The sequence below is a fragment of the Phycicoccus jejuensis genome, assembly GCF_000720925.1.
GTDB classification, from domain to species: domain Bacteria; phylum Actinomycetota; class Actinomycetes; order Actinomycetales; family Dermatophilaceae; genus Phycicoccus; species Phycicoccus jejuensis.
Genome location: NZ_JOEE01000001.1, coordinates 627,665 through 641,138 on the forward strand (window position 1 = coordinate 627,665; position 13,474 = coordinate 641,138).

Here is a 13,474-nt window from a genome sequence, read left to right on the forward strand (position 1 = left end):
GGTGGGGTGACGGCGCAGCGGGGGACCCCGTCGGTCCTCGCGCTGCCCGGCGCCGGGGACGCGCTGCGCGAGCGGCTGACCGACGGGCTCGCCCGGGTCGAGGCGCTCATCACGCAGCGCGTCGACCACGACGACCCGTTCATCGCGCAGGCGTCGTCGCACCTCACCGCCGCCGGGGGCAAGCGGTTCCGGCCGCTGCTCACCCTGCTCGCCTCCGAGCTCGGCACGGGGGTGTCCGACGAGGTCGTCGCGGCGGCCGCGGGCGTCGAGCTGACCCACCTCGCGTCGCTCTACCACGACGACGTGATGGACGAGGCCGACGTGCGCCGCGGGGCCCCCTCGGCCAACGCGCTGTACGACAACTCGACCGCGATCCTCGTCGGGGACCTGCTCTTCGGCACGGCGTCCGACATCGTCGCCGACCTCGGGCCGCAGGCGGTCAAGATCCAGGCGCAGACCTTCGTCCGGCTGTGCGCCGGGCAGATCCGCGACGACCGACCGTGCCCCGAGGGGCTGGACCCGGTCGAGTACTACCTGCGGGTGCTCGCCGACAAGACCGGAGTCCTCATCGCCACCGCCGCCCGCTACGGCGCGATGTTCGGCGGCTGCGACGACGCGACCGTCGAGGTGATGCGCGAGTACGGCGAGCGGCTCGGGGTCGCCTTCCAGCTGGCCGACGACCTCATCGACATCTCCTCCGAGGCCGACGAGACCGGCAAGACCCCCGGCACCGACCTGCGCGAGGGCAAGCGCACCCTCCCGGTGCTGCACGTGCTCGCCTCCACCGACCCGGCCGACGCGCGGCTCCAGGAGCTGCTGCGCGGTGACCTCGACGACGACGCGCGCCTCGCCGAGGCGCTGGAGCTGCTGCGCGCCCACCCCGCGATGGACCGGGCGCGCGAGCACACCTTCGCCGTGGCGAGCCGGGCCCAGTCGGTGCTCGAGCCGCTGCCGGCCGGCGACGCCAAGGACGCGCTGTACGCGCTCGCCACCGGCGTCGTCACCCGAGTGGGCTGAGCACCGGCTCCTGCTCGCGCACCGGCCGCCGGGGGATGGCCAGTGCGAGCGCGACGGCGGCGAAGCAGAGGACGGCGGCCCCGACCCACGCCCAGTGGTAGTCGCCCTGCGCGGTGCGGACCCAGCCCGCGACGCTCGCCCCGACCCCGGCGCCGACCATGTGCGACGCGAACACCCACCCGAAGACGACGCCGGAGTCCGCGACCCCGAAGTGCGTGCGGCACAGGGCGACCGTCGGTGGCACGGTCGCGACCCAGTCGAGGCCGTAGAAGACGATGAACACCCACATCCCCGGCTCGACACCCGGCGCGAGCACGGCGTCGAGCGCGAGCAGCGACAGCCCGCGCCCGCCGTAGTAGCCGGCCAGCAGGAGCCGGGGGTCGACCCGGTCGGTCAGCCAGCCGGACCCGACCGTGCCGGCGGTGTCGAAGACGCCGACGACGGCGAGCAGCCCGGCGGCGGTCGTCGCGGGCATCCCGTGGTCGTGGGCGGCGGGGACGAAGTGCGTCTGGATGATGCCGTTGGTCGACCAGCCGCAGACCCAGAAGGTCAGCACGAGCGCCCAGAACGGCCAGCGGCGCGAGACGCGCACGAGGGTCGAGACGGCGCGGCGGGCCGGTGACTCGGTCGAGGCGGCCACCGGAGGGGCGGCCGAGGTCGCGCCCCAGGGCAGCAGGCCGCGGTCGCGCGGGTGGTCGGTGAGCAGCAGCGCGACGAGGACGGCGACGAGCAGGGCGAGGACGGCGACGACGCCGGCGGCCCAGCGCCATCCCGGCCCCGCCGCGGCCCGCGCGATGACCGGCAGGAACAGCAGCTGGCCGGTGGCGTTGGCCGCGGAGAAGATGCCGGTGACGAGCCCGCGGTGCCGCTCGAACCAGCGGTTGGCGACGACGGCGCCGAGGACGAGCGCCATCGCGCCGGTGCCGATCCCGATGAGCACGCCCCAGAGCAGCCAGAGCTGCCACGCGGAGGTCATCACGGTCGTCGCGGCGCTCGACAGGCCGACGACGACGAGCGCGACGGCGACGGTTCGCCGCACCCCGAACCGCTCCATGAAGGCGGCGGCGAACGGGGCCGTCAGCCCGTAGAGGACGAGGTTGAGGCTGACCGCGCCGGAGGTCGTCGCGCGCGACCACCCGAACTCGGCCTCGACCGGCTCGAGCAGCACCCCGGTCGAGGAGCGGAAGGCCGCGGCCGCGACGAGCGCGGCGAGGGTGACGGCGGCGACGAGCCACGCACGGTGGGGGAGACCGCGCGGCGGGAGCACGCGCTCCCCGACGAAGTCCCCGTCGACCGGTGTCACGGCGCCAGCATCGCACTAGGGTCGGCCCCGTGGAACCGGTGCCCGACGGCGTGACCGCCCAGTGGGACGCGGCGACCGCGGGCCTGCCCGCGCCGCTCGTCGTCCTCGACCTCGACGCCTACGAGGCCAACGCCGCCGACCTCGTGCGGCGGGCGGGCGGCCGGCCGGTCCGGGTCGCGTCGAAGTCGCTGCGCTGCCGGTGGGTGCTCGACGACGTGCTGGCGCGCCCGGGGTTCGCCGGGGTGATGGCCTACGCCGTGCGCGAGGCCGTGCGCCTCGGACGCGCCGGCCTGCGCGACCTCTACGTCGCGTACCCCTCGGTCGACGCCGCGGCCGTCGGCGAGGTGGCCGGCGACGACGACCTGCGGCGCGAGGTGACGCTGACCGTCGACTCGGTCGAGCACGTCCGGTGGCTGCGCGACACCCTCGGACCGGCGGTGCGGGGCGTCGGGGTGGCCGTCGACGTCGACTGCTCCGTGCGCGTCGGCCGGCTGCACCTCGGGGTGCGCCGCTCGCCGACCCGCACGCCGGCCCAGGCCCTCGCGGTGGCGCGGGCTGCGCAGGGCATCGGCCTGGAGGTGCGTGGCCTGATGTTCTACGACGCGCAGGTGGCCGGCCTGCCCGACACCCCGCCGGTCCGCCTGCTCAAGCGGCGCTCGGTGGCCGAGCTGCGCGAGCGGCGGGCGGCCGTCGTGGCGGCGGTGCGGGCCGAGGCGGACCTGCGCTTCGTCAACGGCGGCGGCACCGGCAGCCTGCACACGTTCACGGGCGACGACTCCGTCACCGAGCTCGCGGCCGGGTCCGGCCTCTACGCCCCGACCCTGTTCGACGGCTACGACGCCTTCAGCCCCCGCCCCGCGATGGCCTACGCGCTCGACGTCGTCCGGCGGCCCGCCCGCGACGTCGTCACGGCCTTCGGCGGCGGGTACGTCGCGAGCGGCGAGCCCGGCTGGTCGCGGGTGCCGGCACCCGTGCGGCGCGGGTGGTCGCTGCTGCGCACCGAGGCGGCGGGCGAGGTGCAGACGCCCGTCAGCGGCGACGGCGTCCACGGCCTCGCGCTCGGCGACCGTGTGTGGATGCGCGGCGCGAAGGCCGGCGAGCTGCTCGAGCGCTTCGACACCCTCCACCTCGTGCGGGGCGGGCGGCTCGTCGACTCGGTGCCGACCTACCGCGGAGAGGGATGGAACCACGGATGAGCGCGACCTGGCGCAACTGGGGCGGCAACGTCGTCGCGCACCCACGCGTCGTCACGGACACCTCGACGGTCGAGGGCGTCGTCGGCGCCGTGCGGTCGGCGGCCGGGCGCGGGCTCCGGCTGCGGGTGGCGGGCACCGGGCATTCGTTCACGCCGCTCGTCGCCACCGACGGGGTGCTGCTGCGCCTCGACGGCCTGACCGGCGTCCTCGTCGTGGACCGCGACCGGATGCGGGTGTGCGTCGCGGCCGGCACCCCGCTGCACCGCCTCAACCCCGCGCTGCAGGCGCTCGGCCTGGCGCTGCCCAACCTCGGCGACATCGACCGGCAGACCATCAGCGGGGCGATCTCGACCGGGACGCACGGCACCGGGGTGCGGTTGCAGGGCATCGCGGCGGCGGTCTGCGGGCTGGTGCTCGTGCTCGCCGACGGGTCGCTGCTGCGCTGCTCGGCCGAGGAGTCGCCCGAGGTGTTCGAGGCCGCGCGGGTCGGGCTGGGCGCGCTCGGGGTGGTCGTCGAGGTCGAGCTGCAGTGCGTGGCGGCGTTCCGGCTGCACGCCCGCGAGTCGGGGGAGTCGTTCTCGGCGGTGCTCGAGGGCATCCACGACCTGGCCGACGCGCACGACCACGTCGACATGCACTGGTTCCCGCACACCGACCGGGTGCTGCTCAAGCGCAACGACCGGGTCGCGCCGGGGGAGGGGCCGGGGCCACTGCCCGGATGGCGCCGGCGCCTCGACGACGACCTGCTGGCCAACCGCCTCTACGAGGGGGTCAACCGGGTGCTGACCCGCGCGCCGGCCGCGACGGCGCGCGTCAACCGGCTGAGCGCCCGGGTGCTCGGGGCCCGGGAGTACACCGACGACTCGTGGAGGGTGTTCTGCTCCTCGCGCGAGGTGCGGTTCGTGGAGTCGGAGTACGCGGTGCCGCGGGCGTCGGTCGTGCCGGTGCTCGAGGAGCTGCGCGCCTGGTTCGAGCGCTCCGGTGAGCCGGTGCCCTTCCCGGTCGAGGTGCGCTTCGTCGGGGCCGACGACGTCTGGCTCTCGACGGCCTACGAGCGCGACAACGCCTACGTCGCCGTGCACCAGTACCACCGGATGGACCCCTCGCGCCTGTTCGCCGCCTTCGAGGCGATCGTCGCCGAGCACGAGGGGCGGCCGCACTGGGGCAAGGTCCACACCCTCGGCGCCGAACGGCTGCAGGCGCTCTACCCCCGGTTCGACGACTACCGGGCCGTTCGCGACCGCCTCGACCCGACCCGCCTCTTCACCAACGCCCACGTCGCGCACCTCCTGGACGCCTGACACCAGCACCCCCGCCCGGCGGCTGCACCCCGTCGAGTGAGCAGGACACGCCGTCCCGCGCGCCGGCGGACGGCGTGTCCTGTTCGCTCGACCGGACCGGCAACCCTCGACATCGGTGCGACGAACCCCGCGCCGGACCGTTTGCGGACGGGCGATCCGGGGGAGGGGTCCTCGTGACGAGCGCGACGACCACGTCGCGCTCGGGGACGAGAGGACGACGGCGTGAAGGCACTGACGTGGCAGGGCAAGCGGGACGTGCGGGTCGAGGACGTGCCGGACCCGCGCATCCAAGAACCGACCGACGCGGTGATCCGCGTGACCTCGACGGCGATCTGCGGCTCCGACCTGCACCTGTACGAGGTGCTCGGCGCGTACCTCACGCCGGGTGACGTCCTCGGGCACGAGACGATGGGGGTCGTCGAGGAGGTCGGCCCCGAGGTGACGCACATCGCGCCGGGGGACCGGGTCGTCATCCCCTTCAACATCTCCTGCGGCTCCTGCTGGATGTGCGAACGCGGCTTCTACGCGCAGTGCGAGACCACGCAGGTGCGCGACCAGGGCAAGGGCGCGTCGCTCTTCGGCTACACGAGCCTCTACGGCGCGGTCCCCGGCGGGCAGGCCGAGTACCTGCGGGTGCCGCAGGCGCACTTCGGGCCCGTCAAGGTGCCGGACGAGCACCCCGACACCCGCTTCCTCTACCTCTCCGACATCCTGCCGACGGCCTGGCAGGGCGTGCGCTACGCCGACGTCGAGCCGGGCGGCACGCTCGCCGTCATGGGCCTGGGGCCGGTCGGGCAGCTGGCGACCCGCATCGCGAAGCAGCTGGGCGTGGATCGGGTCATCGGCGTCGACCTCGTGCCCGAGCGGCTCGCCCTCGCGCAGCGGTACGGCATCGAGACGGTGGACCTGCGCGAGGTCGACGACGTCCCCGGCGCGCTGCTCGACCTCACCGGGGGGCGCGGCCCGGACGGCGTGCTCGAGGCCGTGGGGATGGAGGCGCACGGGTCGCCGCTCGCCGCGACCGCGCAGGCCGCGGTGGGGCTGCTGCCCGACGCGCTGGCCCGACCGCTCATCGACCGCGTCGCCATCGACCGGCTCGCGGCGCTCACCGCGTCCTTCAAGTCCGTGCGGCGCGCGGGCACGGTGAGCATCAGCGGGGTCTACGGCGGCGAGGTCGACCCGCTGCCGATGATGGAGATGTTCGACCGCGGCATCACCGTCCGGATGGGGCAGTGCCACGTCAAGCGGTGGATCGACGAGATCATGCCGCACGTCCTGGACTCCGCCGACCCGCTCGGCCTCGAGGACCTGGCGACCCACGTGCTCCCGCTGGCCGAGGCGCCCCGCGGCTACGAGATGTTCCAGGCCAAGTCCGACGGCTGCGTCAAGGTGGTGCTCCAGCCGTGAGGGGTGTCCCCGGGCGCACCGTGCTCGTGACCGGCGCGTCGAGCGGCATCGGGCGCGCGACGGCGCTGCAGCTGGCGGCCTCGGGCGTCGACGTCGCCCTGCTGTCGCGCTCGGAGGAGGTGCTCGAGGAGGTCCGCGCGCAGTGCGAGGAGCTCGGGGTGCGAGCCGTCGTCACCGTCGCGGACGTGACCGACCGCGACGCGCTGGAGGCCGCGTTCGAGCGGGCGCGGACCGAGCTCGGGCCGCTCGACGGCGTCGTCCACTCCGCCGCCGCGCTCACCTACGGACGGTTCGAGGACGTCCCGGCCGAGGTGTTCGACGGTGCGCTCGCGAGCACGCTGGGGGGCACCGCCAACGTGGCGCGCCTGGCGCTCGAGGCGTTCCGCGCCCGGGGACGGGGCAGCCTCGTCGTCGTCGGGTCGCTGCTCGGCAAGATCAGCACGCCCTACATGAGCTCCTACGTCACGGCCAAGTGGGGCGTGCACGGCCTCGTGCGCACCCTGCAGATCGAGGCGCGCGCCACCCCGGGCATCGACGTGAGCCTCGTCTGGCCCGGTGGGGTCGACACGCCCGTCTACCTCCAGGCCGGCACCTACCTGCAGCGGCACGGCCGTCCGCCGCCCCCGGTCGACCCGCCCGAGAAGGTGGCCGCCGCGGCGGTCCGCGCGCTCTGGTCGCCGAAGCGGGAGGTCATGGTCGGTCCGCTCAACGGCGTCGTCGTGGCGGGGTTCCGGCTCCTGCCGGCAGTCTTCGACGTGCTCGTCACCCCGCTCATGCGGCTGAGCGGCCTCGGCCGCGAGGAGGTGGCGAACTCTCCGGGCAACGTCCTCGACCCCACGCCGGAGGGTGAGGCCGTCCACGGCCGCTGGAGCCGCCGCCTGTCCTGAGCGTTCGTCCCGCCGGCCTCACACCACGGCGGGGCCGGCCGGCGTGCCGTAGTGGTGCGCGAATGGCGAGACGTCGGCCGGCGCCTGCCCGAGGTAGACGACGACGCGGCAGCCGGGGTCGCCGACCGCGATCCGCTCCTCGAGGAGCACGGAGGCGCCGACGTCGTGGTTGCGCGCGGCGATGCCGCCGAAGACGCTCGAGGTCATTCGGCAGAGGGCCGGCGCCTGGCGGACCGTCTCGCCGAAGGGGCAGCGGGTGTTGACGAGGACCACGCGCTCGTCGGTGGCTTCGAGCACGCTGAACCCACCGTCGATGGCGTGCTTGAGGCGGACGTAGCAGCGGCCGAGGTCCTGCGGCGAGAGCCGGCCGACGACCTGCTCGGCGAGGCGGAACTCGGCCTCCATCTGCCCCCCGACGTCGATGCCCACCTGGGCGACCGTGGCCTCCGCCGCGTCCGGCCCGTGGTGGTGCTCGACCGCCCGCGACATCTGGACGACGAGGGCGCGCAGGAACGACTCGCGGCCGAAGCCGCCGTCCGGGCCGGCCTCGTCGAGCGCGGGCAGCAGCCCTCCGTCGCGTCGGGGCGGGTCGACGCTGTGGGTCGGCCTGCGCGAGACGGCCAACCGCATCGAGACGACGGTCCCGGACTCCCGTCGCAGCCGCGAGACGACGTCGTGGGCGAGCAGCCCGATGATCCCCATGCCGCGGCCCGACTCCGGAAGGTCGGCGAGCCCGGCGAGGTCGTCCGCGTCCGTCGACGGGGCCGGCGCGGTGCCCGGCGGCAGGGGCCGCGGGAGGGAGCCTCCGACGTCGTAGACGGTGAGCGCGGGGTGCTCCTCGGCCCAGGAGAGGGACACCCACACCGGGCCGGCGGTGTGGCGCAGCGCGTTGCCGACGGCCTCGCTGACGACGAGCTCGGCGTCCTCGACCGCCTCCCGGTCCGGGAGCGCGTGCCGGGCCAGGTACCGGCCGATCTCGCGGCGCAGCTCGCCGAGCTGGTCGTGCCGGTCGAGGTACCAGTCCATGGAGCCCATCATGGGCGCCCCGCCGGTCGAGGAGGACCGCAGTGACGGACCGGCCCGGCAGGGGTGGAGAGGGCGCGACGAGCGTCACGCCAGGCCGCGGTGGGCGGACCACCGCTCCGCAGCCCGGGTGGCGGCCGCCTCGACGAGGGCCCGCAGCTCGGGGGAGTCGGGCACCCGGAAGGACGTGTACGCACCGCGCCCACCGGCCGTGGGACGCCCGTAGGCCTTCGCGGCGAGCGTGCCGTCGGGGAGCATCCGGACGTTGAGCGTCGTCAGGAGGAACTCCTCGCCGCGGCGCGAGTCCGTCCACCGCAGGCGCTCCGGCACGGCGACGTTGATCGCCATCGCGCTGACCTCGACCTCGTCGTCCACCGGGCCATCCTGCACCGACGGCCACGGCTTCGGCCGACGGCGGACACCCTTGCCGACCGCGGGCCCATGCCTCAGGGTCGGGGTGTGGTGACCGTGGAGAGGGTCGACGTCGGTGGGGGACTGCACCTCTCGCGCCGGGTCAGGGCGTCGCGCGGGCGAACGGGCGCGCCTCCTGTCGTCCTCCTGCCCGGCACCGGCATGACCGCCCGCGACTGGGACCACGTCGCCGCCGACCTGGCGGCCGACCGCACCACGCACGCCGTCGACCTCCGCGGCCACGGCGGCAGCGACCGGCCCGGTGTCTACTCGATCGCCCCCATGGCCGACGACGTCGCCGGCCTCCTCGACGTGCTCGGCGAGCCGGTGGTCGACCTCGTCGGGCACTCGCTCGGTGGTCTCGTCGCCTGCCGGGTGGCCGCCCAGCGCCCGGGGACGGTCCGGCGACTCGTCGTCGAGGACGTCGGGGTCCCGCACCGACGCACGCCGGCACCCCTCGCGCGGCCGGTCGGCGAGCTGCCCTTCGACTGGGCCGTCGTCGAGCAGGTCCGCCCCGAGGTCGACGACCCCGACCCCGGATGGCCGGACCTGGTGCGCCGCCTCGCGGCCCCGACCCTCGTCGTCGGCGGAGGGCCGACCAGCCACGTCCCGCAGGAGCACGTGCGGGAGCTGTCCGACACGCTGCCGGACGCCCGCCTCGTGACCATCGACGCCGGGCACCTCGTCCACGCCACCGAGCCCGAGCGCTTCACCGCCGCGGTGCGCGCGTTCCTCGACGCCTGACCGCACCCGGCCGGGTGCGGGATCCCGACGGGTCAGACGGTGGGCTCGGGGCACTCCGGGTCGCGGGCGGCCGCGGCGGCGCGACGGGAGGTGCGGGCCGCGGTGAGGGAGTCGTAGGAGAGCAACACGAGCGCCACCCAGACGATGCCGAACCCGATCCAGAGCCGTCCCGACACGTGCTCGCCGAGCAGCGTGACGCCGACGACGAGCTGCAGCACGGGGGTGATGAACTGGATGAGCCCGACGGTCACGAGCGGGATGCGCCGCGCGGCAGCGGCGAACAGCAGCAACGGGACCGCCGTGACGACCCCGGACAGCACGAGCAGCGTCGTGTGCCACCCACCGTGCCCGGCGAAGGTGATCTCGTCGCGCGCCGCGAGCACGAATAGGACGACCACGGCGACCGGCGCGAGCACCGTCGTCTCCGCCGCGAGCGAGTGCATCGCCTCGAGCGAGGCGCCGACCTTCTTCTTGACGAGCCCGTACAGCCCGAACGAGAACGCCAGCGCGAGAGGGATCCACGGGACGACGCCGCCGGCCACGGCCAGCCACACCGAGGCCAGGGCCCCGATGCCGACCGCCGCCCACTGCAGCGGCCGCAGCCGCTCGCGCAGCACGAACACGCCGAGCGCCACCGTGACGATCGGGTTGAGGAAGTACCCGAGCGCCGCCTCGTAGGTGCGCCCGGTCAGCACGGCGAGCACGTAGATGACCCAGTTCGCGGCGATGAGCAGCCCGGCGACGGTGATGCCCGCGACGAGCCGGGGCCGCGAGACGAACGACCGGATCCACGCGAGGTCGCGCCGCACGAGCAGCACGAGCACGCAGACGGCGAGCGTCCAGAGGATGCGGTGCGCGAGGATCTCGAACGCCCCGGACGGCTCGAGCGCCGCGAAGTAGAGCGGGAAGAGCCCCCAGATGCCGTAGGCGAGGAAGCCGTAGCCGGTGCCCCGGCGGACCTCCGCCGCAGCCTCGGCCGCGGTGTCCTCCGACGATGACCGTTCGTCGCCGGCCGCGGTCACTCCACGGTCCACGTGTCGCGGCCGCGCAGCAGCTCGTCGAGGTCCGCGTCACCGGCGGGCCCGCCGGCGGCGTCGACGGCGCCCTCGACCTGCGCGCGCACGAGGTCGTCGTACGTCGGCCGCGCGACCTGGCGGAAGATGCCCATCGGCACGTGCGTCATCTCGGGGGAGTCCAGGCGCGAGAGCGCGAAGGCCGCCGACGGGTCCTCGGCCGCGGCGTCGTGGACGACGACCTCGCGGGCCCCGACCTCGGCCTCCGGCACGAACTCCGACGCGCCCCCGGCGACCCGCACGAGCACGCGGCGGTCGTCCTCCGGCCCGACGGTCACGGGCTCGCCCGAGCGCAGGCGCACGATGCGCGCGGCCTGCTGCGTGCGGTCCTTGAGCACCTCGAACGCGCCGTCGTTGAAGATCGGGCAGTTCTGGTAGATCTCGACGAGCGCGGCGCCCCGGTGCTCGGCCGCGGCCTTGAGCACCGACTTCAGCTCGTCTCGGTCGGACTCCATCGCCCGCGCGACGAACGTCGCCTCGGCCCCGAGCGCCAGCGACACCGGGTTGAACGGCGCGTCGACCGACCCGAGCGGGCTCGACTTCGTGACCGACCCGGTGCGCGACGTGGGCGAGTACTGCCCCTTGGTCAGGCCGTAGATCTGGTTGTTGAACAACAGGATCGTCATGTTGACGTTGCGGCGCAGCGCGTGGATGAGGTGGTTGCCGCCGATCGACAGCGCGTCGCCGTCACCGGTGACGACCCACACCGACAGGTCGGGCCGGGAGGTCGCGAGACCGGTCGCGATGGCCGGGGCGCGGCCGTGGATCGAGTGCATCCCGTAGGTGTCGAGGTAGTACGGGAAGCGCGAGGAGCAGCCGATGCCCGAGACGAAGACGATGTTCTCGCGGCGCAGCCCGAGCTCGGGAAGGAAGGACTGGACCGCGGCGAGGATGACGTAGTCGCCGCAGCCGGGGCACCAGCGCACCTCCTGGTCCGAGGTGAAGTCCTTCTTCGTCTGCTTCGCGGCGTCGTCCGGCAGGTGCGGGACGTGCTGGAGGCCGGTCACGGGCATGCCGAGCTCGACGGTGGTCACAGGATCTCCTCGAGGGTGGTCGAGACGACGTCGGCGAGCTCGACCGTGGTGAACGGCAGCCCCCGCACCGACGTGTACGAGCGGACGTCGACGAGGTACTCGGCGCGCAGGAGCAGCGCGAGCTGGCCGGTGTTCATCTCCGGCACGACGACGCGCTCGTAGCGGCGCAGGACCTCGCCGAGGTTCGCGGGGAAGGGGTTGAGGTGGCGCAGGTGCGCGCGGGCCACGTGGTGGCCGGCGTTGCGGACCGTCCGTGTGGCCGACGCGATCGGCCCGTAGGTCGAGCCCCAGCCGAGCACGAGGACCTTCGCGTCGCCGCTCGGGTCGTCGACCTCGACGTCGGGCACGGTGACACCCGCGACCTTGGCCGCGCGCAGCCGGACCATCCGGTCGTGGTTGTCGGGGTCGTAGCTGATGTCGCCCGTGACGTCGGCCTTCTCGATGCCGCCGATGCGGTGCTCGAGGCCCGGCGTGCCCGGGACGGCCCACGGCCGCGCGAGCGTCTCGGGGTCGCGCAGGTACGGGCGGAAGACCGCAGCACCCTTGTCGTCGACCGCGTTCGGCTCGACGGCGAGGTCGACCGCCATCTCGGGCAGGTCCGACACGGACGGCACCGACCACGGCTCGGAGCCGTTCGCGAGGTAGCCGTCGGACAGGAGGATGACCGGCGTGCGGTACGTCGTCGCGATGCGGACCGCGTCCATCGCCGCGTCGAAGCAGTCGGCCGGCGTCTGCGCGGCGACGACGGGCACCGGCGACTCGCCGTTGCGTCCGTACATCACCTGGAGCAGGTCGGCCTGCTCGGTCTTGGTCGGCAGGCCGGTCGACGGGCCGCCGCGCTGGATGTCGACGACGACCAGCGGCAGCTCGAGCGAGACCGCGAGGCCGATCGTCTCGGACTTCAGGGCGATGCCCGGGCCGGACGTCGTCGTCACGCCGATCGAGCCGCCGTAGGACGCACCGAGCGCGATGCCGATGCCGGCGATCTCGTCCTCGGCCTGGATCGTCGTCACGCCGTGGCGCTTCATCGACGACAGCGCGTGGAGGATGTCGGACGCCGGCGTGATCGGGTACGAGCCGAGCACGAGCGGGCGACCGGCTCGGTGCGCGGCGGCCACGAGACCGAGCGCGAGCGCCGTGTTGCCGGTGACGTTGCGGTAGGTGCCCGGGGCCATCGGCGCGGCCTTGACGACGTACGAGGAGGCGAAGTCCTCGGTCGTCTCGCCGTAGTTCCAGCCGGCACGCAGGGCGGTGAGGTTGGCCTCGAGGATCTCGGGGCGGCCGCCGAACTTCTTCTCGAGGAAGGCCTCGGTGCCGGTGGTCGGCCGCGTGTACATCCACGACAGCAGCCCGAGGGCGAACATGTTCTTCGCCCGCTCCTTCTCCTTGCGGCTCAGGCCCTCGAACGGCGCGAGCGCCTCGACGGTGATCGAGGTGAGCGCCACCGGGTGCACGTGCCACGAGTCGAGGCTGCCGTCCTCGAGCGGGTTGGCGTCGTAGCCGACCTTCGCGAGGTTGCGCTTGGTGAACTCGTCGGTGTTCGCGACGATCGTCGCGCCGCGCGGCACGTCGGCGAGGTTGGCCTTGAGCGCCGCCGGGTTCATCGCGACGAGGACGTCGGGGGCGTCACCCGGCGTGAGGACGTCGTGGTCGGCGAAGTGCAGCTGGAAGCTCGAGACGCCGGGCAGCGTGCCCTGGGGCGCGCGGATCTCGGCCGGGAAGTTCGGCAGCGTCGACAGGTCGTTGCCGAGCGCCGCGGTCTCGGAGGTGAAGCGGTCGCCGGTCAGCTGCATCCCGTCGCCGGAGTCCCCGGCGAACCGGATGACGACGCGGTCGAGGGTCTGGACGGTCTTGCTGGTCACGGTGGTCCCTGGGGTGTCGGGAGTGCTCTCGTGGGGCCCAACCCGCTGGTGGGCGCACCGTGTTCCATCGTACGTCGCAGGTGAGGGCACCCTTCCTCGCATCCACGTATCGGCCACCCGCCCGTCCACGGGTCGTCGCGACCGCTCCGGCGGGGAGTGCTCCCCCTTGTACGGTCGGGGGACAGCCGGGAGGGTGGACGCCGAGAGGTCCACCGC

Annotated in this window: 12 protein-coding genes; 6 read left to right on the top strand and 6 right to left on the bottom strand. The window is 74.4% G+C overall.

The window, feature by feature from the left end; genetic code table 11:
* Nucleotides 1–6: 6 nt before the first annotated feature.
* Entirely contained in the window at nt 7–1,017 is a 1,011-nt protein-coding gene (locus IG69_RS0103115; protein ID WP_030526718.1) for a polyprenyl synthetase family protein, read from the top strand.
* Here IG69_RS0103115 and IG69_RS0103120 read toward each other — a convergent pair.
* Nucleotides 1,001–2,320, bottom strand: coding sequence for an MFS transporter (locus IG69_RS0103120; RefSeq protein WP_051750098.1), 1,320 nt, complete (start codon nt 2,318–2,320; stop codon nt 1,001–1,003). The genes IG69_RS0103115 and IG69_RS0103120 overlap by 17 nt on opposite strands.
* 29 nt (nt 2,321–2,349) lie before the next feature.
* Here IG69_RS0103120 and IG69_RS0103125 point away from each other — a divergent pair, with 29 nt between their 5' ends.
* The 4 genes from IG69_RS0103125 (at nt 2,350) to IG69_RS0103140 (ending at nt 7,111) form a co-directional block, all read left to right on the top strand.
* Nucleotides 2,350–3,516, top strand: coding sequence for an alanine racemase (locus IG69_RS0103125; RefSeq protein WP_245616060.1), 1,167 nt, complete (start codon nt 2,350–2,352; stop codon nt 3,514–3,516).
* Nucleotides 3,513–4,817, top strand: a complete 1,305-nt coding sequence (locus IG69_RS0103130) for a D-arabinono-1,4-lactone oxidase (RefSeq protein WP_245616061.1) — start codon at nt 3,513–3,515, stop codon at nt 4,815–4,817. The genes IG69_RS0103125 and IG69_RS0103130 overlap by 4 nt, the downstream gene beginning before the upstream one ends.
* A gap of 222 nt (nt 4,818–5,039) precedes the next feature.
* Nucleotides 5,040–6,224, top strand: a complete 1,185-nt coding sequence (locus IG69_RS0103135; protein ID WP_030526722.1) for a zinc-dependent alcohol dehydrogenase — start codon at nt 5,040–5,042, stop codon at nt 6,222–6,224.
* A complete protein-coding gene (locus tag IG69_RS0103140; RefSeq protein WP_030526723.1) occupies nt 6,221–7,111 on the top strand; it encodes an SDR family NAD(P)-dependent oxidoreductase in 891 nt (296 codons plus the stop codon). Before IG69_RS0103135 ends, IG69_RS0103140 begins: the two co-directional genes overlap by 4 nt.
* A gap of 18 nt (nt 7,112–7,129) precedes the next feature.
* On the opposite strand, the gene IG69_RS20825 is transcribed toward IG69_RS0103140, so the two are convergent.
* The gene (locus IG69_RS20825; protein WP_051750100.1) at nt 7,130–8,137 is read right to left on the bottom strand and encodes an ATP-binding protein; all 1,008 of its coding nucleotides are present in this window, start codon (nt 8,135–8,137) and stop codon (nt 7,130–7,132) included.
* An 84-nt stretch (nt 8,138–8,221) separates the two neighbouring features.
* Nucleotides 8,222–8,509: a hypothetical protein gene (locus IG69_RS0103150; protein WP_157577311.1), complete on the bottom strand. Its 288-nt coding sequence runs from the start codon at nt 8,507–8,509 to the stop codon at nt 8,222–8,224.
* Nucleotides 8,510–8,596: 87 nt separating this feature from the next.
* On the opposite strand from IG69_RS0103150, the gene IG69_RS0103155 reads away from it, so the two are divergent.
* The gene (locus IG69_RS0103155) at nt 8,597–9,289 is read left to right on the top strand and encodes an alpha/beta fold hydrolase (RefSeq protein WP_245616062.1); all 693 of its coding nucleotides are present in this window, start codon (nt 8,597–8,599) and stop codon (nt 9,287–9,289) included.
* A gap of 32 nt (nt 9,290–9,321) precedes the next feature.
* Here IG69_RS0103155 and rarD read toward each other — a convergent pair whose 3' ends face one another.
* Genes rarD through IG69_RS0103170 form a run of 3 tightly spaced genes read right to left on the bottom strand, consistent with a single transcriptional unit; the run spans nt 9,322 to nt 13,258 of the window.
* Nucleotides 9,322–10,311: an EamA family transporter RarD gene (rarD, locus tag IG69_RS0103160; protein WP_051750103.1), complete on the bottom strand. Its 990-nt coding sequence runs from the start codon at nt 10,309–10,311 to the stop codon at nt 9,322–9,324.
* Entirely contained in the window at nt 10,308–11,375 is a 1,068-nt protein-coding gene (locus IG69_RS0103165; RefSeq protein ID WP_030526728.1) for a 2-oxoacid:ferredoxin oxidoreductase subunit beta, read from the bottom strand. Before IG69_RS0103165 ends, rarD begins: the two co-directional genes overlap by 4 nt.
* 17 nt (nt 11,376–11,392) lie before the next feature.
* Complete coding sequence (locus tag IG69_RS0103170; protein WP_030526729.1) at nt 11,393–13,258, bottom strand: 2-oxoacid:acceptor oxidoreductase subunit alpha; 1,866 nt, start codon at nt 13,256–13,258, stop codon at nt 11,393–11,395.
* Nucleotides 13,259–13,474: the final 216 nt, after the last annotated feature.

What these genes read in the sequence shown, in the direction of transcription:
- IG69_RS0103130 (WP_245616061.1), top strand. Translation starts at nt 3,513, where the DNA reads ATGAGCGCGACCTGGCGCAACTGGGGCGGCAACGTCGTCGCGCACCCA.
- IG69_RS0103165 (WP_030526728.1), bottom strand. Translation starts at nt 11,375, where the DNA reads ATGCCCGTGACCGGCCTCCAGCACGTCCCGCACCTGCCGGACGACGCC.
- IG69_RS20825 (WP_051750100.1), bottom strand. Translation starts at nt 8,137, where the DNA reads ATGGACTGGTACCTCGACCGGCACGACCAGCTCGGCGAGCTGCGCCGC.